The following is a 26,502-nucleotide window of genomic DNA, read 5'->3' on the forward strand; positions in this document are numbered from 1 at the left end:
CTTAACCGTTCAAGCGAGTGGTGTCTTAATAAAACGTTTTCTACTTTAATTCAGTTGTATTTCAGAATGTTACGACTTTCCGATGTAGTAGTTCACTGCATTAGATGAAATTGCCGACATTCGAACTGCAAAGTTAGGGATTTTTTTTGTAAGTATTTCATAAAAAACCTCTTTAGTAAACTGTTCACTCTCAAAATGTCCGATGTCTGCGAAGATTATCTTCTCTTCGGCATTGAAGAAATCGTGGTATTTGACATCTCCAGTAATATAGATATCTGCTTTATGTTTTATTGCGTCCTTGAGGAAACTACTTCCAGCACCTCCACAAAGTGCTACCTTTTGGATCTTTTCATGACATATATTGGAGTGTTTAATCACTGGAATTTCAAATGTGTCACTAAGCTGTTGGAGAAATGTTTGGGTGTTGATTGCTTCAGGTAGATCTCCCACCATTCCTAATCCAGATGTCGCTTCTTTCTGGGTGGTTTCGATGATGTCGTAAGCGACCTCTTCGTATGGATGTGCATCTTTGAGTGTTTGGATGAAAGCGGTTAGCTCAGTTGATTTAAGGGTGCATTCAAAACGAATCTCTTGCACTTTTTCCAATTGGTCTGTTTGTCCAATGTATGGTTTTGCTCCATCAAGAGGTCGAAATTGACCTGTACCTTCCGTGGTGAAACTACAACTGTCGTAGTTCCCAATTCTACCAAAGCCTTTTTCTGATAGTTTCTCGATAACTTGATCGATATGTGTCTTCGGGATGAAGGTGGTGAATTTGAATATTGGGTTATAGTTAGGTCGAAGAATTTGTTGGTTGATTAAGCCTATCTTATCTGCTATCTTACTGTTTACTCCTCCCCAAACAGAGTCTAGATTGGTGTGGGAGGCATAGATTGCGATATCATTTTTGATGGCCTTTTGGACGCACCTCTCTACCATGTTTTTTCCATTGATCTTCTTCAGACCAGAGAATACTATCGGATGGTGGGCAATAACTATGTCAGACCCTGTAGCGATGGCTTCGTCGAGAATATCTTCGGTTACATCTAGGGTGATAATAGCTTGTTTTACCTCTTGGTTGGGGTCGCCAATGATTAACCCGGCATTGTCGTATGACTCCTGTAGATGTAGTGGAGCTACGGCTTCTATGGTATCAATTATCTGCTGTATCTTGATCATTACTCTCTTTTTTGTCTAGTTGATCTCGTAGGTTTACGAGTTGTTCTTTGATTTTAAGAAGTCGACTGATGACTTCAAGGTTGGGATCTTCTCCTTGGTATTGCTCTTTTAGCTTTTGTTGTGCCCCTTTTAGAGTCATTCCTTTCTCTTTAACGAAGTGGTAGACGAGCTTTAAAGTTTCGAGATCTTTAGGAGTGAAAAGTCGATTCCCTTTTTTATTGGTGTGTGGTTGTATCTGTTTAAACGTATTGGACCAATAACGTATAAGAGAGACATTTACATTGAACATCTCTGCTACCTCACCAATAGAATAATACGTCTTTAAATCTTTCATAAGGTTTCATCCTTTGTGAATGTTTCAGTATCGAGCATGGTATCATGCCTTGTAAAGGTACAATACAAAGATGAGATACTCAAGACTATAGGATGTCAAATGAGTGTTGTGTCAATACTATATGTAAATGAGGGGTCTCCTATGACTCTATTATGTTTCTACGACATAGATAATTGTCGCCATAGGTAAGGCTAGAATTTACTCTTTTGCTTTATTGAAGAGAAAGATATTCGTGAGCCTTATATCTTATTTCATAATTCAATAGGTAAGTATTAGTCAAATGACTGTCCCATGTTCGAAGAGTATTCGATCATCTTTTCGTACTCCTCTGGGGTTAAATCCTGGAAGTAGAAGTTTTGAGGGTTTACAGCTCTTTTGTTCTTATGTACTTCGTAGTGAAGGTGTGGACCTGTCGATTTTCCTGTACTTCCAACATATCCAATTACATCTCCTCTATGTACTTTTTGACCTTTCTTGACATTGAATTTACTCATATGAGCATACAGCGTTTCATAACCAAATCCATGATCAACTAAGACGTGAAGCCCATATCCTACTTTACTCTTAATCACTTTGGTTACTTTTCCATTTCCTGTGGAGAAAATTTCAGTGCCAATAGGTGCCGCAAAGTCCATTCCATAATGGAATTTCGGAATTTTATAAATTGGGTCAAATCGTATACCCCAACCAGATGCAACTCTTTTAAGATCTTTATTGGCTACAGGCTGTATTGATGGAATACAGGTTAACATCTTCTCTTTGTTGAGCGCCATGTCGAGTACTTCGTCATAGCTTTTAGATTGAATGTATAGCTGTTTGTAGAGTGTATTTATCTTTGCTGTTGTTTCGTCCACAAGTTTTTGATCATCCACACTAGAGAGTTCAGCAAATTTATTGATGTCGTCAAAATTGACTTGCTGAAGTTTTGATGGTATAGGTTCTGCTTCGAAAACAACACGGTAGATGTTGTTGTCTCTATATTGAATGTCTTTAAGAATGCCGGACATCTGTTTCATATCCTTATTCATTAAAACAAACTGATGTTTTAGATTGTCATTTTCCTTGATAAGGTCTATCTCTTTGCTTGACTGTAAGAGTTTTGTGGTCAGAAAGGATATAACTAGGGCAAAGAGGAAACTAGTTCCAAGGAATGAAGCAATTTTCTTTGCACGTTCCTTAAAATTGATTTCTACCTTATCGTAGCTTAGCGTTTCTGGATTAAACCTATAATTATCATTGGCCATGTAACGAATGATTTTTATCGTATTCTATTGAATATTGTTACCGAAATAATCTAAATTTGCAAACTTAGAGTAATATTCCGTTTTTTATCGTCTGTCGGCAAATGTAATAAAAATAATTCTTCATTATGTTGACATCCCCAATTAATGGAATATTAAAAGGATAGAAAAGATAATTTTAATCAAAAATATAGTATCGTGAATTCAAAAGAGATTAGGCAGACCTTTTTAGACTTTTTTGCTTCAAAAGGACATGAGATTGTGCCATCGGCACCGATGGTGGTAAAAAACGATCCGACGTTGATGTTTACCAATGCTGGGATGAACCAATTTAAGGATATCTTTCTAGGTAACTCCGCCGCCAAATCTTCTAGAGTCGCCGATACCCAAAAATGTTTGCGCGTTTCTGGAAAACATAACGATTTGGAAGAGGTAGGCCATGACACCTACCACCATACCATGTTTGAAATGCTAGGGAATTGGTCTTTTGGAGATTACTTCAAAGAAGATGCCATTAACTGGGCATGGGAACTGTTGGTTGAAAAATTTGGTGTTCCTGCCGATCGTCTTTATGTAACGGTTTATGAAGGATCGAAAGAGGATGGTGTCTCTTTTGACCAAGGCGCATATGATCTATGGGAGAATCATCTTCCTGCATCTCGCATTATCAATGGAAATAAGAAAGATAATTTCTGGGAAATGGGAGAGACAGGTCCTTGTGGTCCATGTTCGGAGATTCATATTGATATTCGTTCGGATGAGGATAGAGCGAAAGTCGATGGTTTGGATTTGGTGAACCAAGATCATCCTCAAGTGATTGAGATTTGGAACTTGGTTTTCATGCAATATAACCGCAAAGCAGATGGATCGTTAGAGCCTCTTCCTAAAACCCATGTGGATACTGGAATGGGATTTGAGCGTCTTTGTATGGTGTTGCAAGGAAAGCAATCAAATTATGATACAGATTTGTTTACTCCACTTATTGGCAAGCTAGAGGCTCTGTCGGGTAAGAAATATGGAGAAGATGAGAAGGTGGATATCGCGATGCGTGTTATTAGTGACCACATACGTACGGTTGCTTTTGCTATTGCAGATGCACAGTTACCTTCAAATAATAAAGCGGGGTATGTTATTCGTCGTATCTTGCGTCGTGCGGTACGTTACGGTTATACGTTCCTTGGATTTAGAAAAGCTTTCATGTTTGAGTTGGTGGACAACCTATCTGAAGAGATGGGAGAAGCTTTCCCTGAGATCGTTCAACAGAAGGATCTTATCATGAAGGTTACCAAAGAGGAGGAAGATGCTTTCTTGAGAACACTAGAGACTGGTATTCGTCTGTTAGATCGTATTGTGAAAGAGTCTGAAACTACTGGTGATAAGGTGGTAAAAGGAACTGTTGCATTCGAACTTTATGACACTTATGGTTTCCCATTGGACTTGACCGAGTTAATCGCTCGTGAAAATGACATGGGGGTGGATATTGCCGGTTTTAATGAGGCAATGGAAGTACAAAAGAGTAGATCACGTAATGCAGCTTCTCAGGAGCTTTCGGATTGGACTTTTGTAAGCGATGAGATGGATTCTCAGTTTGTCGGATATGATGCAACTACAACAGCATTGCATATCTTGCGTTACAGACAAGTAAAACAGAAAAAGAAATCATTCTATCAAGTGGTATTTGATGTGACTCCTTTTTATGGTGAGTCCGGAGGACAGGTAGGTGATACAGGATATATTGAGGTGGATAACACCAAGTATAGTGTGGTAGATACCAAAAAGGAGAATAACCTAACGGTACATATCATGGAGACACTTCCTGAGAATGTGGAAGCACAATTTGTAGGCGTGGTGGACATGGATGCTCGTTTGGCTATTGCAAATAACCATACGGCGACTCATATTCTAGATCATGCTTTACGTAGAGTGTTAGGTACACATGTGGAGCAAAAAGGATCGTTGGTTACAGCAGAGAATTTGCGTTTCGACTTTTCTCATTTCCAGAAAGTGACAGATGAAGAGTTGATTCAGATTCAGCAGGTGGCAAATGAGATGATTCGTGCCAACTTCTCTCAAGAAGAGTTTCGTTCTATTCCTATGAGTGAAGCTGAAAAGATGGGTGCGATAGCGCTATTTGGCGAGAAGTATGGAGATGATGTCCGTGTGATTAAGTTCGGTGAGAGTATTGAGCTTTGTGGTGGTACACATACTGCTTCTACAGGACAGATTGGTTCTTTGGTTGTGGTATCTGAATCGTCAATTTCGGCAGGTGTTCGTCGTATTGAAGCTATTACGGCTAAGAGGGCAGAGGCTTACCACGAAGAGCAATCAGCGATTCTGAAAGAGGTGAAAGCACTACTTAATAATCCAAAGGATGTGGCCACTGCGCTTCAGAACTTGTTGGATGAACAAGTGGCTACGGCTAAGATGATTGAGTCGTTTCAGAAAGAAGCGGCCCAGAAGGTGAAGAGAGAGCTATTGGCTTCTGTGAAAGAGGTGAACGGAATGAACCTGATTGAAGGTATTGTTGCTGTGGATTCTGCAGGATCATTGAAAGATATTGCTTTCCAATTAAAAGGGGAGCTTGATAATCTTTGTTTTATTGTGGGAGCAGATCTTGGTGGAAAACCAAACTTGACAGTGATGATTTCTGATAATTTGGTGAAAGATAAAGGTCTTAATGCAGGTCAGATTATCCGTGAAGTAGCTAAGAAAATCCAAGGTGGTGGAGGCGGTCAGCCTTTCTTTGCAACCGCAGGTGGTAAGAATGTAGCTGGATTACCAGAAGCTATTGCAGATGCAGTAGCCATTGTTTGTAAGTAAAACTCACTGTAAAGATGGATAAGAAAAGTGCTTTCGAGATATTGGATAGCCAACGTTATGGTATTCCTTATGATGCCATTAGGTATCTGCAGAATTTGGAAAATGATACAGAGGTGTCACTTCAGATTATTGAGCGAATAAAGAGAGCTTATAATGAAGATGTGATCCTTGGTAATAGTTCGACGCAAACTTATCATGCAGCATTATGGTATGCTGTGGTAGCGGAGAAGCACCTCTCTTTGGAGTTGACTGAGTGGATTGCAAAGTTATACTCTACAGAGGCGATCCCTGATTGGGATATGCTAAATGAGCAGTTGCTGTATCTTGTTGGAGCCACGTCATCTCATTTCCAAGAGGCGGTAGATCGTTATTTGGATGCGATAAAGAAGGCATTGACTATTGAAGATCCTAAGCCTCCTTATATGTATCTATATGAGGCTGCTTTTTATATTACAACAGAGGAGCAACAGAAGAAGGTTTTGGCGCTGTTAGATACATCGATCGATAGAAAGTCTTTGTTCTCTGTGTTGTTGGCAGAAAAGGGCTACGGTTGGGCTAAAGATAAGATCCAAGAGTGGAGTGATAAGCATGGCTCTAACCATAAGAAGGGGAGTGATGACTTTCATACTGCTGAAGAGTATAAATATGCTTTATCGCTCTTTGGTAAAGAGGCTCAGCCTCAATGTTTCTATGAGATGCGACCAGATTGGGAGACTCATTATAAGGGATTGGAGCCTATGTTTATTGAGCAAGAAGCTCCTTCTTTGATGGACTTATCTAAAGTAGGTCGCAATGATCTTTGTCCATGCGGCTCGGGAAAGAAATATAAGAAGTGTTGTTTGAATAGTTAATAATCCCCATTCTATTTTGAGGTGATTCTTCAATTGTTTCGAATAACTCTAATACATAAAATACAACGAAGAGAGGCAGATGTTATTTGCCTCTCTTTTTTGGTGTGCCATGCATGTAAATTAACTAATCGGTGCAAGTCCGTAGTGGAGGTTTGTAGAGCCAACCACCTAGCAGAAGGCAAGGGTGCTTATCGTGAGGTATAACCTGAAGGAAGCCGTATGCAAAACTCTGATCCGAGGTATACGAATCTCATTAGGCGGTATATAACTGGATAAGCTTGCCAAACAAAGTGAAGTCCGAATTCTACACGGAGTTTATACCGTAGATGTGGCGGATAGATGGAGTGAAAGTTAATTTCCTTACCATGGGAGGTCTCACAGATGGATACAGTGTATTTTTTTTCCTGTCCATTCACAAAAAGTTAACTGTGAGAAGTCAGCCGAGGTCATAGTACTGTATCCACTTTACAGGAAGGACTGAATCTTAAATTGTTCATAATACAGACTGTTACCTAATGAAGGGATCAATGCAGAAAATATCGGAAGATAGCTACTTGAGTGAAGGTAGAGCGGAACTCGATAATAACTCAAGAGCGCACACTTTCAATGGGATAACTGAAGCCATTATGAAAACGACCATTACAACAGATAATTTATTAGAACGAGTCCTAGAATCAGATAACCTAAATAAGGCTTATTTACAGGTTTATCGAAATAAAGGGAGTCATGGAGTTGATGAGATGCAGGTGGAATCCTTAAAAGATTATCTCAGATTTCATCGAAAAGTTTTAATAACAGAACTACGAAAAGGTAAGTGTTAACCCGATGGCGAATTATCATTATTTCATGCGGCATATTTGATCGGAGTTTTGAAGAGCAAAGCGTATGAATATGCTAATACGAGGAAAAAGTATTGGCGCATTTCATTTCAAAGAGTCCAATTCTACAAACGACTATAACGAATAAGAATTTGGAGAAGGCAGGCTATATTACGCTAAGTGATTATTATCAGAGAGTAAAGTCGTGATTTAGGGAGTCGCCGTATACGAGACCCGTACGTACGGTGGTGTGGGAGGTGTACTGGAAGATTAAATATCTTCCAGCCATCTACCCGATTCTCTATGTGGAGGTGATCGACAATAAAAGAGGTTTGCTATCAATATAACAAACCTCTCTTTTAATGGAATTATATACCTCCTGTTTAGAAGGTCTCTTGGATGTATGCTTCGAGTGTTTTAGGTTCGCGATGCATATATTTTATAAAGTCTTCAGATGTAAATTCAGCTCTTCCTTGTTTGATCCGATTACACACTGCGCTCATCTGAATGATCAGTTGAATAGAGAACTTCTCCTTGACCTTTTCTCTGATGAATTTAATCGCAGATGGCTTGGTGTAGCTAATGGTCTTACCTATTTTCTTCGAGATCATTTCGGCCACTTCATAGAAGTTGTAGCACTTTGATCCAGTAATCTCTAGCTCTTTATTGCGTAGACTCTCATCGTCTAATGATCGGTATGCAACATCCACAACATCACGAATATCTGTGAAATTAACTTTGCCATTACCAGCCGTCATTGTGATGGTCTGATGAAGAGATATCTCATTGCCATTCAGACGTTGGATGTTTTGCATGAAAAACCCAGAACGAATGATTGTATAAGGAATCCCTGATTCAATAATGTATTTTTCAACACTAAGATGTGGTATCATTTTGCTCTTTTCTGTGTTGGTTACAGAAAGGAACGTAATGTGTTGAATGTTCTTTTGTTTGGCCACTTCAATAAGAGGTAGAATATATCTCTTTGTGTTTTTTAGTGCTGGTGGCCTAATCAGTATAAGCTTTTGAATGCCATCAAGTGCCTTTTCAAATGTGTGTGTATTAAAAAAGTCAAAGGGTCTGACCTCAAATTGACTTATTTGAGTATCGACTTTGGCTTCGTTTTCTCTACGAACTCCCGCAATAATGTTCTTTTTATCACAAGATGCTTCCTGACATTGCGAAAGAAGATGTCTTCCGAAAAATCCAGTACTGCCGGTGATTAATATATTTTCTCTCACAAGAACTACCCTCTTTAAATATTCTTATAACACTGCTTCAAAATGTCTCTAGCTAACATTGTATCAATTACACCTTTAAATGATCTAAGACTTTACGCTCTATGTTGCTTATACATTGTTAAGAAAAAACACCGTAGGAAAGCCTATACTGCCATTTCTTGCTTTGTATAACCAAAACATCTTCGCGAGTTTTTATCACTCATCTCAAAATGCAATTGGTATTATTGTCCACTAAAGATATCTTCTATTTTGTCTTTATATTTATCTAATATAACGTTTCTTTTCAACTTTAGTGTTGATGAGAGTTCTCCTGTTGTTGAACTCCACTGATCAAATACCACTTTGATACGTTTAAGTTGTTCATGTTGCCCTAAACGTTTATTATATTGATTAACCTCTTTTTGTATGATTTGTTGTACTTTTTTCTCAGCAATTTCGTCTTCATCTGTTGTTCCAAGAAGAAGATGCACCTCTTCCATGTTCGGAACGATCAGTGCACTTGCGAATTTTTGTCTGTCACCTACCACCATCAGCTCTTGAATCAGTGTACTCTCTTTGAGAAGATTCTCGATGGCTTGAGGGGCTACATATTTACCTCCTGAGAGTTTAAATATCTCTTTCTTTCTATCGGTTATCTTCAGATATATTCCATTGATCAGTGTCCCTATATCACCAGTATGAAACCACCCATCTTTGTCAATAACCTGTTTGGTTAGTTCTGGTTCTTTATAGTAACCTTGCATCAATGATGGCCCTTTGCATAGGATCTCGCCATCTTCTGCAAACGAAACTTCAACACCAGGAAGAATAGGGCCATTGGTTCCAACCATCAACTCGTTGGTGACAATGTTGTTGACTGCAATTACTGGAGATGTTTCAGATAGACCATACCCCTCTAGTGCATAGATTTTGGCTGCTCCAAATACACGTGTGATTCTTGGCTGTAGTGCAGCGCCTCCCGAAATAATTATCTCTAGGTTTCCTCCAAGTGCAGCTCTCCATTTATTAAATACTATCTTATTAGCAATGTACAATGAAAGACGATAAAAGCGAGAGCCTTTGTCATTGAAGTCGTATTTTAACCCTAGATTTAACGCCCAGTTAAAAATACGTTTCTGTATCCCCTTAAGATCATTTCCTTTCTTGACAATGCCATCGTAAATTCTTTCGAGCAGACGAGGTACTGTGCTGAACATATGCGGCTTCACCTCCTTGATCATGGCACTTATCTTTCCAATATTATCTACGAAATATATTGCCATCCCTTTGTATTGGAAGTGGTAAAGAATACTTCTCTCATAGATATGACATAGAGGGAGGAATGATATGATCTTTGCCGATGACCCTAAGCTGTGGTTATGACTATGTTGTACAAAGTTAGATACTAAGTTCTTATGACTTAGCATCACTCCTTTGGGTTTTCCTGTTGTTCCTGAAGTGTAGATTATGGTTGCAAGGTCATCTTCTGTAATTAACTTCTTCTGTTTGTTAACCACATCTAACTGATCTTGTGTAGGCTCTTTTTGTTGATCAAAGAGAGTCTTCCATGATGGAACTCCTTCTACTTCAGTAAAGCAAAAGATATGGTCCTTAGCTGATTCTGGGACGATATCTTTTACTCTTTTGTGTATTTTATTATCAGAGATAAAAAGCATCTTGATCTCCGCATGATTGAATATATATGCATATTCATCTTCTGCAAGAGTTGTATAGACTGAAACATTAATGGCACCAATCATTCCGATAGCCATATCAATCAGACACCATTCAGGTCTGTTTGTTGATATGATACCGATACGATCCCCTTTTCTTACCCCTCTCTGATAGAGTTGATAAGCAAGAAGGTGGGTCAGGTTGTAATAGTCTTCTGATGACCTACAGATCCACTCCCCATGATCTTTGATGCACAGCGCATTGATTTTCGTGCTATATTCATTTTTGTATCGATCGACAAGATCGAATACTCTTGATACTTTCCTCATTACTCCGTGTATTAATATAAATAGATGAATGTATATTAAAACATACTCTCTATCTCCTTTTCGTATTTCTTCGCAACGATATCTCTCTTTAACTTTAAGGTTGCAGATAGTTCGTTGGTGGTTGTGTTCCACTCGTCAGCAACAAGCACTGTTTTCTTGATATGCTCATGCGGGCTAAGTGTCTTATTGAACTTACGAATCTCTTTGGTTATAAATTTAATAACCTCAGGTAGGCGAATTAGTTCATCTTTCCCATCAAAAGTAAGGTTGTTCTCTTTTGCCCAACTCGTTAGTTCTTCGAAATTAGGTGAGACTACAGCTCCTACATACTTCTGTTTCTCTCCAACAATCATTAACTGTTCGATGAAGATAGACTCTTTAAGTTTGTTCTCTAACATTTGAGGCGCAATGTATTTTCCTGATGATAGTTTGAATATTGATTTCTTTCGATCGGTAATCTTAAGAAATTTATCATCAACAAGAATACCAATATCTCCTGTGTGGAACCATCCATCTTTATCAACTACCTCCGCTGTATATTCTGGGTCTTTGTAGTAACCTAGCATTAGATTGGGACCTTTACAAAGAATCTCACCATCTTCCGCTATTTTGCAGGATACCCCCTCAAGAACAGGACCTACTGTCCCAATCATTCGGTCTTCCAATTCATATTTATTTACAGCGATTACGGGTCCTGTCTCTGATAGACCATAACCCTCTTGGATGCTGATACCTACTGCCGAGAATATTCGAGCTAGTCTTGGTTGTAGTGCTGCTCCTCCAGAAATAATGACTTTTACATTGCCACCGAGTGCTTCTTGCCATTTAGAGAAAACTAGTTTCTGTGCAATACCTAACTTGAGCTTATAAATAGGACTCTTTAGTTTGTCGTAGTCATATACTTCACCTACAGTGATGGCCCAGTCAAATATCTTTGCTTTGATGCCTGTAAGGTGCTTTCTTTTGGTCATGATACCATCGTATACTTTCTCTAAGAAACGTGGAACCGTGGTGAAAATATCTGCCTTTACCTCTTGTAAGTCTTTAATGACAGTACCAATATTTTGAGCATAACAAATTTCTATCCCTTTGTACTGCATATGGTAGTTGAGCATACGTTCATACACGTGGTTTAGAGGCAAGAAAGACATGGTCTTATGCTGGTCTGTTAATGGCTGACAATTAGAACTATTAATTGCATTTGTTACCATCGCACGGTGTGGAACCATTACCCCTTTAGCTGCACCCGTTGTTCCTGATGTATAGATAATGGTGAACATATCGTCAGGATGAATGCTGTCTTTTATGGATTGGATTTTCTCTCTCATCTGAGGAAGAAGTGTCTCTCCTTTTTCGAAAAGAGTATTTATACTCTCTATTCCTTCCATCTCATCGAGAGAGAATAGATTTGGAATCTCTTGATTTGTATTAGGTAAAATCTTTTTAATGCGACTGTAGAGCATTTTATTGCCAACAATAAGCATGCTACATTCAGAGTGATTTAATAAGAAGAGGTATTCATCTTCATTAAGGTTTGGGTAGAGTGGAACATGAACTGCACCAACTTGTGCAAGAGCCATGTCTAGGATGTTCCATTCAGGTCTATTGTTTACTATTGTAACAACTTTGTCACCTTTATTTACTCCTAAGTCGATAAGTGATGCACTAAGTGCATCTACTTTTTGGATATATTCGCTAGTGGTGTAGCTAACCCATTCTTTTCCTTTTTTCCCAGTAAGCATCTTCTTCTCAGGGAAGTCATTTTTTAGCCTATCGAGAATGTCGAATGTACGTGTTACTTTTTGCATAATATAAAAAATAACAGTCCTCTGTCTATAAGTATTATAGACAGAAAACCAGTGGATTATGTGTGTTATGTGTCCGAAATGTTATGCAAATATACAAACAGTTATTTGGAAAGTATCGAATTTCTTAGGGGTTAGTATGAAATTTGCGATATTTTTTGTGTGCCATAACACAAATAACAACAAGAAAAAGAACTGCTAATAGAGAGTAGTAGCTGATGTTTCCAGCTTCACCTGAACCGTATGAGTGGAGGCCTGTAAGGTAATAATTGACACCAAGGTAAGTCATTAATATTGAGCTAAAACTAAATATTGATGCCACATTGAATGCAAATACTCCTTTAAAGGCAGGAATCATTCTCATGTGAGTTACAAAAGAGTATACGATAATGGTGACTAATGACCAAGTCTCTTTAGGGTCCCATCCCCAATAACGTCCCCAAGCTTCATTGGCCCATATCCCACCAAGGAAGGTTCCTATAGTCAATAAGTATAGTCCTAGAATCATGCTTGCTTCGTTAATATCGGTCAGCTGTTGGATCGTTTGTCTAATTCTATCTTGATTCCTGGAATTGGTCATCAAAGAGAGGATCATATTGACAATTCCGATAAACATTGATATCCCAATAAAACCATAAGAGGCAGTGATAATCGCTACATGGAAAGTTAACCAATGTGATTTTAATACAGGGACTAGAAATGTGATTTCAGGATTCATCCAACTCAAGTGTGCAACAAAAAGTGTAATCCCCGTAAGGAATGCTGCACCTGAAATGATAATAGGATTCTTTCTTGCAAATATAAGTCCAGCAAGCATCATGGTCCAAGCAACATAGAGCATCGATTCATAGCCGTTACTCCATGGCATATGTCCTGAGATGATCCCTCTCATAACCATTCCTACGGTATGTAGAAGAAAGGGGATCAGAAGAAGTGAGAATAGTACTATTTCAAATCGCTTTGTGTAGGGACTATTACCAAGGATCTTGATAAAACAGATGAAAAGAAAGACAAAACCGAGTATAAGATATAGTGGAAATATCTTTAAGAAGATATTGGATTTAGTATACCTTCGTTCTAGCTTATTCATCATCTCTGATGGAAGATCATTATAGTTCTTTTTCTGATATGTGGTTATCGAATTGAGATAGTAGATTGCCTTATCGTAATTATTGTTTTGGTACTCTTTAATGATCAGATCCCATATGCCTCTTAAGAACAGTTGTTCTGGCTTCGCTGCTTTATCTGTGAAGTCCGTAGGCGCTTTCCATAGAGAGTGTACATTCTCTTTAGAAGGGAACGTTTTTAATAGCGATTGTGTTCTAGCCAGATTAAAGATGTTTACTCTTTCATCAATCTTGATGACATCCTTGTCTTTCTGGTGTCTCTGGTTGGGTGCTTTCTGATATGCTTGATTGACAAGCTCTATAAGCTTATATCGATGGGTTTGTGTATCGAAGAAATCTTGATAGTTCGCATATTTCTTATCTACATTTATTAATCCTGCAATATATGGTGTTACTTTAATAATATTCTCTTGACTCCATGCTTGTGGGTTGGCCATAATCCCAAACAGCACCTCTTCTGGTTGCTTTCCTTTATAAGATGTTTTCCACATCACTTTTCTTAGAAAGTCATTGGACAGCGTACTTATAGGTTTAATTCGGCCATCATGACTCTGTACCCATATTTTACTAAAATCTTCAATAACATCTTCTTTCGAATTGCTTGCTTTCGAAGAGAGGGGAGAGGACAATAAAGTGATCAGTAGTAGCACTGGTGCAACAGATCTTTTTAGTAATTTCTGGAACCTAGAGTTTGGAGTAAATAGCGCCAATAACATTCCTAAAATCATTAGGAAATAACCAAGGTAGGTGATAAGAGTTCCCCAATAATCTGTGTTGACTGTGAGGATCGTTCCTTTCTCGTCTTGATCATATGATGTTTGATAGAAGCGATAACGTTGATGATGGAGCGTGTTATTCATACTTATCTCTACCTCTTTATGCAGGTTGTTTTTTGTGTCATTTAGTTCCATGATACTTCTATAAGCGGCAGGACTATTCGATCCATTGTATCGCTCTAAAATGAAATCTTTTAGTTTCAAATCAAAAGGAAGCGTACGCTCTTTTTGTCCCAAGCCAATTTGGATATTGTGGGAACCAATAAGAAAGTTTTGTTGAGATAATGGCAATCCTGTGATATTGAAGAGTGTAACTTCTTTACTCATCTGTTTTGTTGATATTGTGGCATCAACAGCCGTATACATTCCATTTTGTGATCTCTTTGCTTTGATGCGTCCACTAGGTACATAATCCATTAGTACTATCTGAAGGTCATCTATTTGATAAACTCGTTTGGGAAATAGCGGAAGTTCGTGCTTGATCGTATTATCTGAAAGATGGTCTTTAGACATTGTTCGTACCCTAATAGAGGCATCACTTTTTATCGACAACTTATTATCAGTGTTCTGAATGGAGACAGTAGGATTTTGAGTTGTTGCACTAAAGCCTACAGTTTGTTTGCCTACATGAATCACTTCACCTTGGCCTATGATTGATGTCTCGGAATGGAAATTCTGGATAATCATCAACTTTAAGTATCCTTGACCATTAGGTGTAGCCTCAAGAGTTTTCTCCACTCCTGTTTGGTAGTTGGAGATGGAAACTTTTATGTCCTCACAAGAGATGGAGTGGTGGTTAAAGGCATAAGGAGAGAGTTTGATGGTTCTCTCTTCTGTGTTATTGTCAACCGTTAATGAGAGCGTGTTATCCGAAGATAAATAGCGATGAGTGGTTTCTCCCTCCCTTAAATGTAGCATGCCTTCGTGACTGAAGTAACGTGTGGCTGCTCCTCCTAAAATAATCAATAGAAATGATATGTGAAACATCCATAGTGCTATTTTCTTATTCTTGAGTAATTTAAATCTAAAGATGTTGATGAGGAGGTTTATCGAGAATATGAGATATACAACTTCAAGCCAAGTGGCATTATATATCCATATCTGAGCAGTCGCTGTGTCGTATAGCGTCTCTACAATGGTTGCCATTCCCAATGCCATGGCTATGAGAATAAAGAGAAAACCGGTTAAGGTGGTTGAGCCTATTGCTTTTATTACTGCCTTCATTATGTTCTGTTCCTATAGATTTAGTTCTCCAAAGATACAAAAGCATGTAAAAAATGTAGTAGACTATAATTATAAATAAGAGTAAGAAAGAAAAAAATTAGCAAGGTTGTAGTTGCTAATTCTCTAAGGAGTTTAATAAGCGACCATATGACAAATATCTAATCTGTAAATTATGGTACAAATGTGAATTATTTAAGACTCTCTTTGTTTCTTTATTAGGACACTAACGCGTAGATAAATGTCGCAATATAGGAAACAATTAAACCTATAAAATAAAAAAATCTGCTCATAACTAAAAGTATTTTTAGAATTATTTATGCAAAATAAGTAAATTAAAATGAATCAGTTCTTAATATTGTTATAAAAAAATGTTAAATAAATAAGTTGTATCTTAATATTCAGTATGATATATGTATAAAGGTATTGTATTGTAATTTATAAATAAAATCTATCCCTGCTTTTTGTATGTATACTTAATGAAATAATGGGTTATATTTGTTTGTATTGCAAAATAAATTTTAATTCTATTTGAAGTATGAAATTATTAAGACTATTATTTGTGTCTATGATTATCTATGCTATGCCTGTAATGGCACAAAAGGACACCCTATCTCTAGATGAGTGTATCGTTGGTCGATACACGGATTATTATCCCTCTTATATGTCTAATTTACAGTGGGTGAAAGGTTCTGATCGATACTACTCTGTGAAGGAAAAAGGAGCGCAGGTAGTGAAGGATAGTCGTACAATGAAAGTTCATAAGAGTTATGACCTTAACTATTTTAATCAACTAAGCGAAGAGTTGGCTGAGATGAAGCGCCTTCCATATATCGAGTGGTTGTCTCCGACGGCATTAAAATTTAAGTACAAAGGAAAAGAGTTTCATATTCTAAATGATGAAATAGATTTTATTATTGACCTACCGAAAGGGATGGAAGATAGTTTTTTATCCAAAGATAATAGTAAGCTAGCTTGTAGCTATAAAAATAATGTCTGGATCTTAACCGATAAAGAGAAGGTTGCAGTAACTGATTTTAAACAAAATGGTATTGTTTGTGGTAAAACAGTACACCGTAATGAGTTCGGTATTGACAGAGGACTGTTTTGGTCTCCCTCTTCTGATAAATTGGCTTTTTATAAGAAAGATGAGTCAATGGTTGCGGACTACACCCTTGTGGATATGATGCAAGAGCCTCAGAAGACCGTAATCACTAAATATCCTATGGCAGGGCATAAGAGCCATCATGTACAAGTAGGTGTTTATAACTTAAACTCTAAGACGACGACATATCTGATGACTGATGGTGATCCTGAGCATTACTTGACAAATGTAACTTGGAGTCCTGATGGTAAGTATATCTATTTGGCAGAAGTAAATAGAGACCAAAGTGAACTTCATTGGAATAAGTATAATGTTGCTACAGGAGAAAAGCTGTCTACCCTGATTTCAGAAAAAGACGATAAGTATATTGAACCATTACACCCTCTATTCTTTTTAAAGAAGAACCAAGATAACTTCATACGTTGGACACGTAAAGATGGTTTCTTCCATCTATATCTGTATAACAAAGAGGGGCAACTTCTAAAACAATTAACTAAAGGTGAATGGGAAGTTACATCATTTTATGGTGTGGATAGCAAAGATCGTTATGCTTATTTCCAAGCAACCAAAGAGAGTCCTATGGCTCGTAATGTATATCGTGTCAATCTAAAGACGTTGAAGATCGATAAGTTGGATAGCGACACAATGGGATGGCACGCTCCTAAATTCAACGCTAACTTTACACAGATGATCGATGTGTATGAGAGGCATGATATTCCTCGTAAAGTGGTTCTTACGACAATAGGGGGCAATAAGAAGCCTAAAGTAATGCTTAAGGCAGAAGATACATTGGCAAAGAAAAACATTGGTGAAGAGTCTGTATTTACCATTAAAGCGGCGGACAACACCACGGATCTATACTGTAGGATGATCAAACCATTAGATTTTGATCCGAATAAGAAATATCCTGTAGTTGTCTATGTTTATGGTGGCCCTCATGCTCAATTGGTCCAAGATAGATGGCACTATAGTACTAGATGGTGGCAGTTTTATATGGCACAACAAGGCTATATTGCATTTACACTTGATAATCGTGGTTCTGCAAATAGAGGAAAAGATTTTGAACAAGTTATTCATCGTAATCTAGGAATTAACGAAACGGCGGATCAAATGAAAGGGGTTGACTATCTAAAGAGTCTCTCTTATGTTGATCCAACTCGTATTGGAGTTCACGGATGGAGTTTTGGTGGATTTATGACAATGAACCTAATGTTTAGACATCCTGATGTATTTAAAGTTGGTGTATCTGGTGGTGGTGTTGTAGATTGGAATCTATATGAAGTGATGTATGGAGAGCGTTATATGGACACACCACAGCAGAATCCAGAAGGGTATAAAGAGTGTAATATGACCAACCACTTAAAAGATTTAAAAGGGAAGCTTCTTTTGATTCATGGTGCTATGGACTCTACTGTTGTGATGCAACACAGTTATAAGATGCTTCGTAAAGCGATTAAGGAAGGGAAGCAGTTAGATTATTTTGTCTATCCAACCGCACCTCATAATGTTCGAGGTAAAGATCGTATTCATTTGATGCGTAAAGTGTCTGATTATTTTATTGATAATTTATAACCCAATAGGCCCAAGGTTCTTTCTTATTGGAGAGGAAGAACCGTGGGTTTTCTACCCCTAAAGTCTTTGAATTGTGATTTTGTAGTAGAGGTTGCTTTATAGATAAATTGACTCATGTCCTTAGGAACAATCGGGAAGTAACCTAATCGTAATTCAAAAGTATTGAATACCAAAGACTCATTTCTTATACGTACACCTAATCCTATTTCTGCATACTTATCATAGGCATTATTGGTGTTAGGGTCATCATTATCTATCGCGCCAATATCACAGAATGCATAGCTTGCAAACTTAAATCCAAATATGGCTCTTTTGTGATAGTGAACATTCTCTAGTTGTATCGCGACCTTCTGTTTTCCATACACATAAAGTGAATTCATGTCGCGTATGCCATTCTCTTTATTTAGATTGAGATACTCGTATTGGAGACGATCAAATCCTTGAGCATAACTAAAATTGATAAACTGTCTGAATTGATATCTACCAATCTTATAAAGCTTGGTGAAATAGTTCATGTTTATCCCTGCAATAGCTTGTTCAACCTGGCTGCTGCTCCAATATCCTCCAGCATATACATCGAAATATAGATATGATTTGCTCTTTAATTGGAAACTCTGCGAATACATCATATGTAAATATAGTCGATCCTTGTTGTAGGCATCGTCATAACCTGTAACAATCTCACAATATCGACCAATAGGGATATCCTCTGTGATACCATAACCATAGATCAAATTAGCTCTATAACTCGTCCTTTTAGATATTGCAAAACTCGTTAGAATTTGATGTTTTGTTGGATATAGTGCATTATAAAATTGGTTGCTACTTGGATCTCTCTGTTGTTCAAAATAAGAGAATCTAGCACCCAAAATCAATTGATGGCTTTTGATAATGTCATTCTGAAGGTTGAATGATTTGGCCAGCCATGAATCAACGTATCGATTCTTCTGGTGAATCTCAATGGAATCACTTTGTATCTGGGTGATCTCATTGCTGTTGAGGATTTGTTGATATCTCAACTCCATAGCTAACTGTGGTTTTGAAGAGACAAAATCCTTCAGTAATTGTGCATCATATTGATGCATCTCATATGAGTTGGCATATAGAAGTTTAAAGTCCGCAAAAGTAGAGAAGAGATTTCTTGCTGTATATTCCGCTTCAATACCTCTCTTCTGTTTCTTTGACGAGTTGTATAGATACTTTAAGCTTATTTTATGTCCCCAGCCCAACAGGTTTTGATTGTATACACTAACATCCCCTTCTGTGGTTGATGAAATATCCATCCCTGCTCCATAAGAGAAATTATCTTGTACATAGATCATAACATCCACAGCGTTAGGATTATCCTTATCTTCGATACAGATAATATTAACGCTGTTGATGTATGGCAACTCTCTTAAATGCTCTTCACTATTGGCCATAAGAATAGGGGATAGTGCATCTCCCTTCTTAAAGAATACATTTCGTTTTACTGTACTCTCTTTGGTGTCAACGTGTGAGTCATTGATTAATTTAACTATACTATGCCCTGTACTTCCCTCTTTTGATTCAATTGGGAAAATATCTCGATAGACAATACGTATGTTTCTAATCTTCTTGTTTTGGTACGGTGCAAAATATTTTGCACTGTTTTCATTTAATTTCTTTTTATCGGCAATCGTATCTTTCTTTACGATGATAAGATCATGCAATTGCCTCGTGAAAAAATTCTTGTCTGTCTTTGTTTTTAGAGAATCGTAAAAGCATAGTGCTTTTTTATCTCTCTCTGACCACACCGAATCAAGTCTTGCCTGCTTAATTGAATCACTACGAAGTATATCATCTTTCTTGTTTTTTATGTCATTAAGGAGTTCTTGATACCTCTTTTTAGGACGTTTCTTTGTTACATGAAGATCCTCCGCTCTAACGGAGGGGGATCCTAGAGCATATATTAAAAACAGCAATATGAGTATAAAAATGAAGTGTTCGTTTCTTCTCTTAAGCATTATTAAAGTACTTTAATCCGACGTCATTCCTTTAATATTACGCGGAAGTAGGTCATGATGTTTCTTAAAAGCAGCAGAAAATTTAGATAAATTTGAATATCCAAGTTTATATCCTACTTCTGAAACTGTGTTACGCCCCATTCTTAGGAGTCTATAAGCCTCTTCCATTCTGTAATCTGAATAGAACGAATAAGGTGGTTTTCCGAACACTACTTTAAAGAGACGGTTCAGCTTGCTGATACTCATTCCTGAATTTTCCGCAAGATACTCTAAGCTAGGTGGATTTGCTAAATCCTCTAGAAGAAGTGCCTTAACGGTAAAGATCTTCTGAATGTCGTATTGGCTATACTTACCCATATCGGACTTCTGTCTTTCCAATGACAATAGAACCTCATTAAGTAAAGCAAATCCTTTCGATTTTAGAAGAATTTGTTGGTTCTCCGCATCTGCGATAAGCTCTTTAATTTGATTGTATTCGTCATGTAGTCTTTCGTCAATGCTCGTACACATCTCCATTGGATTCTTTGAATAAAAGAAGCCATCTAGGTATGAGCTTTTCTGTAAACTACGTCGTAGTTGAAGTGGGTCGTCAATAACAATCTCTACCCATTTTAATTCAACATCTTCTGGAAGTTTATACTCCAAAAGACTGTGTTGATTGTAAAAAAGGACAAAACCTGAATTGTCAATCAAAATGTCGTTTGGTGTAAAAATCTTTCCATCATTATTATTGTCCGAAAGAACAATATGAACGTTTCGCATTTCAGAAATTTCAGTCCTGTAAAAACATGGACTGTTTACCTGAACCTTATAAGAATAAATCGTAAGTCCTTCCGTAACATTGATCCTATGCGTCTCAATGGAACCATACGAAGATTCTTGTACAGATTTACCGTTTCTTAAATTGATCGGTTTTGTTTCTAAAGTCGCGATTTCCTGACTTATGTCTAATTCGTTATAAAAAATTATCTTCCCCATATTAAATCTTTGCTCTAATCTAACTGTTTTTATAAACTCAAAAAGACTTTCTTTATTGTGTTTTGCATTAATTAGTTACGAATATAACATAAAAAAGTATTTGGAAGTTGATTTCCGCGATTAACATTTGTTAAATAGTTGTATCACAGTGTATATACCTTTCGAACCAATGGTGTTGTTTATGTGTTATATTGTAATATAAAACTTTAACATATGCGATTATTTGGTGTTATTGTGTCGCTTGTATTCCTTGTGCCTTTTAGTTATGGACAGCGAATGTCTATATCTGCTGGGCTTAGTTATCCTCTCAGTGTTACTAGTAACAGGGAGTATGAGGCAAGTTATATCGGTAGTGGAGGATTCATAAAAGGAACGACATCATACTATTTTAGTGAGCGACTTGGGTTGGAATTAGACATAATATTTCAATCAAATGATGTAGAGTGGAGATATAGTGGAGAGAATGCTACTGGAGAGGGCGAACAAGAGATCGTAGAACAATTAAAACAAGTTGGTTATGATACTTTTACCCTTGCTCTACTATTTCAATATCGACTATTTAAGAAGAAAGCATTTGCTGGTTCTATGTCAATGGGGGCAGGTTTGTTATTTAACTTTAATGAGAAGAAACTTGATGCCTCTCTCTCTGAGAATCTATTTGAATTTAAAAAAAAGGCCTCTCCAACAGTCAATGCCAATATTAAATTGGCATATTTCCCCAAAAAATACTTGGGTCTATATATTGAAGGAAACTTTTTATACTCTTCGAAGAAAATTGTGGTAAACAATCGAAATGAGATAAAGTATAACTTTCTTTTTGCTGGAATTGGTTTTGGTGTAATATTTGGTGGCTAAGAGTAATATTGTAAATTAGTAGGAAATAAAAATAAGTACCAATGAATTATATTTATAGCAAAATTTGTTCTTTATGCCTTGTTCTGTTTTTGATAACAGTTTCTTGTTCTATGTCACGTAAGGTCTCTAAAGAGCTGGATGGTCTGACCGTTAAACAGGTAATGGCCCACTATGGTAAACCTGCGATGAAGTACTTAGATCGTGACTCTTGTTGGGTATATGTATTTGATAAATCGAAAAGACTTAAAAGCCAACCTATCTCTGGTGGAAATTTTCATGCTACACAAATGAAAATATCTTCAACAACGCGTACAGATCATTATTATGTAGAGTTTGATGAAAACCAGAGGGTTAAGAATGTTCGCATTAAATCGGATTACAATTAGTAATTCAACATAGTGAAAAAAAGTATTTTTTTACTATGTTTGCACTCTAGCACTGTTCAAATAGTGATACTGCTAGCTTTGTTGGGGGATGATGAGGAATGGTTTTAGAATACTGACCTACTCAACTTACGATAAAAAGCACTATCCTTCAGTGGAAATATGCCCAAGTGCTGAAATTGGTAGACAGGCACGGTTGAGGGCCGTGTGTCCTACGGACGTGCGGGTTCAAGTCCCGCCTTGGGCACTAAAAACACATCTTTCTAAGGATGTGTTTTTTTTATGCCATATTGAAACCTGCTCCTCTTAGTGTAATTGATCTATCATCACTTCTACATTAAAACATTCTACCAATGGTTATTGATCGAATTTGTCTATATCTATATTGCCAAAATAGATCCACTGCCTTTGTATCTGAGAATACTCTTTCGCGTTGTATAAAAAAGATAGAGTAGCTGAATTGATATTTTCGAAAAAGTGTAATTGTGTAGGCCATAATCTTCGTGGTGATGTGTATTATCCTCTTTTGGGCTATTACTTGCCTGCTGTTTATTATTGCATATGGCAATTTATTGCAGCTGTTAAATTCTGTTAAATTGATGTTTTATGTTTATATAATGTAAAATAAAGAGTCAATTTGTTTGATATTTTCATTATCCACCTCATTTTTTAAGGTTAAAAAAGAGTCATTATATTTCATATACCTCAGGTGTATTGTTGTGAAAGGAGGTATTCTTATAGATAAAAGAAAACCCTATATAAAGAACATAAGTCTTAATATAGGGTTTTGTGTTCACTGCTTTTAAAAGTTGATGAATCACCTTTTAAAAGATATATGAATTAGTCTTCTAGACGATCTTCAACATCACTAACTATCTTCGCAGTAAGTTTCTTTTGACGTTCTCTCTTCTTTAGATACTCAATCTTATTGTAATCATGGTTAAGTACCTTGTATAGGTTGTAACACATAATCAGTATTACTACCGCAAAAGGAAGCGCTGTAAGAAGGGTTGCCGTTTGAAGTGCTGTCAATCCTCCTCCTACAAGAAGAACGATCGTTACAGCTCCCTCTGTGGATGCCCAAAATACTTTCTGCCCTACAGGTGAGTCTAGTTTACCTCCCGAGGTAAGCATATCCACAACCATAGAACCACTATCCGATGACGTTACAAAGAAACTACCCACAAGCAAGATGGTTAGAATACAAGCAGCTTTTGTAAATGGGAAGTTCTCCAATAGGTGATAAATAGCCGTCGCTACATTCTCATTTACTGCCTCTGATATATCATGATTACCCATCAACTCTTGGTGTAATGCACTTCCTCCAAAAACAGTCATCCAAAGGAAAGTTACCACTGTAGGTACCAATAGTACCCCCAATACGAACTCTCTAATGGTACGTCCTTTTGAAATACGCGCAATAAAAATACCAACAAATGGAGACCATGAAATCCACCATGCCCAGTAAGTAATAGTCCATCCACTTTGCCAGTGTGATGCCTCACTAATCCCTTTGTAGCTCTCCGTAAAAGTACTCATGCTAAGTAGATTCGAAAGGTAGAACCCAATGTTCTGTCCAAAAGATTTCAGAATAAATAGGGTGGGTCCAGCCAAAAGTACAAAAATCAATAAGGCCATTGCCAAACGAACATTCCACTCACTCAATCGGCGAATTCCTTTATCTAGTCCAAGTACCAATGACATGGTTGCTAAGAACGTAATAAATACAATTAACCCTATTTGCCATTCGTTAGAGAAATCAACTCCAAACACATAAGCTAGTCCAGCATTAGCCTGTTGCACTCCAACTCCTAAAGAAGTTGCCAATCCAAACATGGTTGCTGATACTGAGATAATATCAATCAGATCACCCCAACGACCGTAGATCTTCTCACCCAAAACAGGATAGAAAATAGAACGTATTGTCAAGGGCAGTTTTTTATTAAAAGTAAAATATGCCAATGCAAGTCCAACGATAGCATACACTGCCCATGCATGTAATCCCCAATGAAGGAATGTTACACCCATAGCCGTTTTGGCTGCCGCAATCTTATCTGCCCCATCATTAAATGGTGTGCCTCCAAAGTGCATGATCGGCTCCGCCACACTATAGAATAGTAGTCCGATTCCCATCCCTGCACTAAATAGCATTGCAAACCACGCTGTGGTACTAAAGTCAGATTCAGCATTCTCTCCTCCAATCCTTAGTTTCCCAAACTTACCACCACCAATAATCAGTGCAAAGATAAGGAAGAAATTGATGGCCATGATAAAGAACCAACCGAAGTTGTTACTCATCCACTTCTGTGTATTTGCAAACCATCCTTCGATAGGTTTACCAACTACCACCGTTGCAATTATCAGCGAAAGGATAATAACTAGTGAGCCAATGAATACATTGCCATTCGCTTTGATTCCGAAAAAGCTCTTTTTATCTGAGCGAACATACTTTTTATCTGTAGTCTTTTTCTTTCCCGGAAAGTCTAGTATAATACCAATGTCTTTCTTTTTGGTTGTCTCTTTTTGTTTCTTATCCATAATATTTTATTAAAAATAATATCCTATATTGATATTAAACCAAGCCTCCCAATCAGCAGAGGTGTCTCCTTGGCCTAATCCATTACCCCAAGCTCCAAACCAATCTTGGTTCTTACCTGTGGCGTAGTCCACATATGTATATATAGGTCCAGCAGCAAGCATCATTCCAGTTACATTCATCTGGGAATCGGCAAATCCACTGTATCCTTTCTTCATATAGCTATAGTCGTTGTAGAACTGAATATAGTCGAGAAATTTCTTCTCAATAGGTAGTGTGTAAGCAATCGCTGCCGAGAAAATAGAAGCTTCGCTTGCTACGTCGTAAGATGATTTGTATGCCCCCATAGAGATGAGGTTATTATCCATGTCTGCATAGTTGTAATACATCGCTTCCAAACGAACATTTAAACGTTTGTTAGAAAGAAAATTACCATTCATATGTACTTCTGCAGCCCATGTGTCATGTTTTTTATGATAATTAGGATTTTCAATCTTCTTATCCCCATCTGGATCGTTAGGGTCGTCAATTGTTTGCATACGTTCCCAGATCTTACCATACTGTACTGAAGTACCAATAGAGATATTATCTAATGGTTTTTCAATCTTAAGATTTAGTTGACCGATCTCTTCTACATTATCAACAGGGTCGTACGAATATCTCTCATTGCTTGCACCACTACCACCTTCAGCGTTTTTATAATAAGCCAAATCGATAATCCATTTGTCGTTATTATATGTCAGTTTTGCTCCATTATCATAATCATCCTCGAAACCAAGGTAATATTGCATGTTGAAGAAATAACTGTGTGATGTGTATGGTGTGATACCAAATGGAACTTGGTTTGTTCCTACGACCATTTGTAGTTCTGGAGTGAACTTATATCCAATATATCCCTCTTTAAGGAAACGTCCGAAGTCGGAAGGGTAGAGGCGATATTCAGCCTTCATAAAGAAATTTGCGTATTGTGCACTTGCTTTGATAGCAAACATATCGAAAACGAAATCTCCACCTTTGTCAGCGATGCTTGGGTCCCACGCTTTGTATCGGTAGTTAAAACGAACTGCTCCTCCGATCTTAACAGAGTCTTTTAGTGCAGCTTTTGAATGGTTAGGTATTAGGCAGGTGAATAATAAAATAATGAATAATGTAAATAACTTTTTTAAATTAAAAAACATATATAATGATAGTTTTGGTTTTGGCGAACTTATTGGTGAGATTGCTCTCATTAAATTGTGTTCTGTACGACAAAATTAACAAGGAAAAGGGTCAAATCAAAATGAGTACCTCAATTTGTGTGGTATTTAGCGTTTTTATTGCTACCTTAACTGTTTGAGGCTTAATATAGTGGTGGGGCTATGAAGAAAAATGAAATTTCTTTGTTTTAAAATAGTTTCTGTGCGATATATTCACTGTCCCCTTACAATATGACCTGCTTTATCTCTTTTTATATCCATTAGTTTCATCGTTAAAGTATAATTTAAGTGTGTTAATTCGTTCCTGAAAAGGCATCTTTGGGCTTCCGTGTATCTTTGTTGGTTGTTGTCAATTAGACTGTTATATTATCCTTAAGCGTGTTGTGATTGCAGTCCTTTTTTTTAGGCATAACGACTCTAGTACTATTTTGCTATCTCGGTATAGCATTAAACTGTTTTGTCGAAACAGTTTCAAATCCTCTACAGCTTTCATTCTA

17 protein-coding genes and 1 tRNA gene are annotated in these 26,502 nt (G+C 37.3%); 7 read left to right on the forward strand and 11 right to left on the reverse strand.

Features of this window, described 5'->3' with window-relative positions:
- Window positions 1-69 precede the first annotated feature (69 nt).
- The 3 genes from K5X82_15495 to K5X82_15505 all read right to left on the reverse strand — a co-directional run bounded on the left by K5X82_15495 (window position 70) and on the right by K5X82_15505 (window position 2,757).
- On the reverse strand, window positions 70-1,179 hold the full coding sequence (locus K5X82_15495; GenBank protein ID QZT36636.1) for a Nif3-like dinuclear metal center hexameric protein: 1,110 nt from the start codon (window positions 1,177-1,179) through the stop codon (window positions 70-72).
- A complete protein-coding gene (locus K5X82_15500; GenBank protein QZT36637.1) occupies window positions 1,154-1,513 on the reverse strand; it encodes a MerR family transcriptional regulator in 360 nt (119 codons plus the stop codon). Before K5X82_15500 ends, K5X82_15495 begins: the two co-directional genes overlap by 26 nt.
- Window positions 1,514-1,785: 272 nt before the next feature.
- Window positions 1,786-2,757, reverse strand: coding sequence for a M23 family metallopeptidase (locus tag K5X82_15505; GenBank protein QZT36638.1), 972 nt, complete (start codon window positions 2,755-2,757; stop codon window positions 1,786-1,788).
- 195 nt (window positions 2,758-2,952) lie between these two features.
- Between K5X82_15505 and alaS the strand changes: the two genes are divergently transcribed.
- The 3 genes from alaS (at window position 2,953) to K5X82_15520 (ending at window position 7,246) form a co-directional block, all read left to right on the forward strand.
- Window positions 2,953-5,574, forward strand: coding sequence for an alanine--tRNA ligase (gene alaS, locus K5X82_15510; GenBank protein ID QZT36639.1), 2,622 nt, complete (start codon window positions 2,953-2,955; stop codon window positions 5,572-5,574).
- 14 nt (window positions 5,575-5,588) lie between these two features.
- The gene (locus tag K5X82_15515) at window positions 5,589-6,425 is read left to right on the forward strand and encodes an SEC-C domain-containing protein (protein QZT36640.1); all 837 of its coding nucleotides are present in this window, start codon (window positions 5,589-5,591) and stop codon (window positions 6,423-6,425) included.
- Window positions 6,426-6,952: 527 nt separating this feature from the next.
- Entirely contained in the window at window positions 6,953-7,246 is a 294-nt protein-coding gene (locus K5X82_15520; protein ID QZT36641.1) for a hypothetical protein, read from the forward strand.
- A 380-nt stretch (window positions 7,247-7,626) separates the two neighbouring features.
- Here K5X82_15520 and K5X82_15525 read toward each other — a convergent pair whose 3' ends face one another.
- The 4 genes from K5X82_15525 to ccsA all read right to left on the reverse strand — a co-directional run bounded on the left by K5X82_15525 (window position 7,627) and on the right by ccsA (window position 15,398).
- Window positions 7,627-8,484, reverse strand: coding sequence for an NmrA family NAD(P)-binding protein (locus K5X82_15525; GenBank protein QZT36642.1), 858 nt, complete (start codon window positions 8,482-8,484; stop codon window positions 7,627-7,629).
- A gap of 221 nt (window positions 8,485-8,705) precedes the next feature.
- The gene (locus tag K5X82_15530) at window positions 8,706-10,466 is read right to left on the reverse strand and encodes a long-chain fatty acid--CoA ligase (GenBank protein QZT36643.1); all 1,761 of its coding nucleotides are present in this window, start codon (window positions 10,464-10,466) and stop codon (window positions 8,706-8,708) included.
- A 35-nt stretch (window positions 10,467-10,501) separates the two neighbouring features.
- Window positions 10,502-12,274, reverse strand: coding sequence for a long-chain fatty acid--CoA ligase (locus K5X82_15535; GenBank protein ID QZT36644.1), 1,773 nt, complete (start codon window positions 12,272-12,274; stop codon window positions 10,502-10,504).
- 124 nt (window positions 12,275-12,398) lie between these two features.
- Window positions 12,399-15,398, reverse strand: coding sequence for a cytochrome c biogenesis protein CcsA (ccsA, locus tag K5X82_15540; GenBank protein ID QZT36645.1), 3,000 nt, complete (start codon window positions 15,396-15,398; stop codon window positions 12,399-12,401).
- Window positions 15,399-15,933: 535 nt separating this feature from the next.
- Here ccsA and K5X82_15545 point away from each other — a divergent pair.
- Window positions 15,934-18,072, forward strand: coding sequence for a S9 family peptidase (locus K5X82_15545; GenBank protein QZT36646.1), 2,139 nt, complete (start codon window positions 15,934-15,936; stop codon window positions 18,070-18,072).
- Window positions 18,073-18,095: 23 nt separating this feature from the next.
- On the opposite strand, the gene K5X82_15550 is transcribed toward K5X82_15545, so the two are convergent.
- Window positions 18,096-20,057: a hypothetical protein gene (locus K5X82_15550; protein QZT36647.1), complete on the reverse strand. Its 1,962-nt coding sequence runs from the start codon at window positions 20,055-20,057 to the stop codon at window positions 18,096-18,098.
- A gap of 12 nt (window positions 20,058-20,069) precedes the next feature.
- Window positions 20,070-21,035, reverse strand: coding sequence for an AraC family transcriptional regulator (locus tag K5X82_15555; protein ID QZT36648.1), 966 nt, complete (start codon window positions 21,033-21,035; stop codon window positions 20,070-20,072).
- Window positions 21,036-21,248: 213 nt separating this feature from the next.
- On the opposite strand from K5X82_15555, the gene K5X82_15560 reads away from it, so the two are divergent.
- From K5X82_15560 to K5X82_15570, 3 genes are all read left to right on the forward strand, one after another.
- The gene (locus tag K5X82_15560) at window positions 21,249-21,890 is read left to right on the forward strand and encodes a hypothetical protein (protein QZT36649.1); all 642 of its coding nucleotides are present in this window, start codon (window positions 21,249-21,251) and stop codon (window positions 21,888-21,890) included.
- A 110-nt stretch (window positions 21,891-22,000) separates the two neighbouring features.
- Complete coding sequence (gene bamE / locus K5X82_15565) at window positions 22,001-22,276, forward strand: outer membrane protein assembly factor BamE (GenBank protein ID QZT36650.1); 276 nt, start codon at window positions 22,001-22,003, stop codon at window positions 22,274-22,276.
- A 161-nt stretch (window positions 22,277-22,437) separates the two neighbouring features.
- Window positions 22,438-22,520: transfer RNA gene (locus tag K5X82_15570), tRNA-Leu, on the forward strand.
- Window positions 22,521-23,113: 593 nt separating this feature from the next.
- Here K5X82_15570 and K5X82_15575 read toward each other — a convergent pair.
- Both K5X82_15575 and K5X82_15580 read right to left on the reverse strand, forming a co-directional pair.
- The gene (locus K5X82_15575; protein ID QZT36651.1) at window positions 23,114-24,811 is read right to left on the reverse strand and encodes a BCCT family transporter; all 1,698 of its coding nucleotides are present in this window, start codon (window positions 24,809-24,811) and stop codon (window positions 23,114-23,116) included.
- Between the two features lie 9 nt (window positions 24,812-24,820).
- On the reverse strand, window positions 24,821-25,987 hold the full coding sequence (locus tag K5X82_15580; protein QZT36652.1) for a hypothetical protein: 1,167 nt from the start codon (window positions 25,985-25,987) through the stop codon (window positions 24,821-24,823).
- Window positions 25,988-26,502: the final 515 nt, after the last annotated feature.

This window comes from Prolixibacteraceae bacterium (assembly GCA_019856515.1).
In the GTDB taxonomy this organism is placed as follows: Bacteria; Bacteroidota; Bacteroidia; order Bacteroidales; family Prolixibacteraceae; genus Halosquirtibacter; species Halosquirtibacter xylanolyticus.

Coding starts and splice junctions, on each gene's coding strand:
- K5X82_15545 (QZT36646.1), top strand. CDS start 15,934: ATGAAATTATTAAGACTATTATTTGTGTCTATGATTATCTATGCTATG.
- K5X82_15520 (QZT36641.1), top strand. CDS start 6,953: ATGCAGAAAATATCGGAAGATAGCTACTTGAGTGAAGGTAGAGCGGAA.
- bamE (QZT36650.1), top strand. CDS start 22,001: ATGTCACGTAAGGTCTCTAAAGAGCTGGATGGTCTGACCGTTAAACAG.
- K5X82_15500 (QZT36637.1), bottom strand. CDS start 1,513: ATGAAAGATTTAAAGACGTATTATTCTATTGGTGAGGTAGCAGAGATG.
- K5X82_15575 (QZT36651.1), bottom strand. CDS start 24,811: ATGGATAAGAAACAAAAAGAGACAACCAAAAAGAAAGACATTGGTATT.
- K5X82_15495 (QZT36636.1), bottom strand. CDS start 1,179: ATGATCAAGATACAGCAGATAATTGATACCATAGAAGCCGTAGCTCCA.
- K5X82_15580 (QZT36652.1), bottom strand. CDS start 25,987: ATGTTTTTTAATTTAAAAAAGTTATTTACATTATTCATTATTTTATTA.
- K5X82_15550 (QZT36647.1), bottom strand. CDS start 20,057: ATGCTTAAGAGAAGAAACGAACACTTCATTTTTATACTCATATTGCTG.
- K5X82_15555 (QZT36648.1), bottom strand. CDS start 21,035: ATGGGGAAGATAATTTTTTATAACGAATTAGACATAAGTCAGGAAATC.
- K5X82_15535 (QZT36644.1), bottom strand. CDS start 12,274: ATGCAAAAAGTAACACGTACATTCGACATTCTCGATAGGCTAAAAAAT.
- ccsA (QZT36645.1), bottom strand. CDS start 15,398: ATGAAGGCAGTAATAAAAGCAATAGGCTCAACCACCTTAACCGGTTTT.
- K5X82_15560 (QZT36649.1), top strand. CDS start 21,249: ATGCGATTATTTGGTGTTATTGTGTCGCTTGTATTCCTTGTGCCTTTT.
- K5X82_15505 (QZT36638.1), bottom strand. CDS start 2,757: ATGGCCAATGATAATTATAGGTTTAATCCAGAAACGCTAAGCTACGAT.
- K5X82_15515 (QZT36640.1), top strand. CDS start 5,589: ATGGATAAGAAAAGTGCTTTCGAGATATTGGATAGCCAACGTTATGGT.
- K5X82_15530 (QZT36643.1), bottom strand. CDS start 10,466: ATGAGGAAAGTATCAAGAGTATTCGATCTTGTCGATCGATACAAAAAT.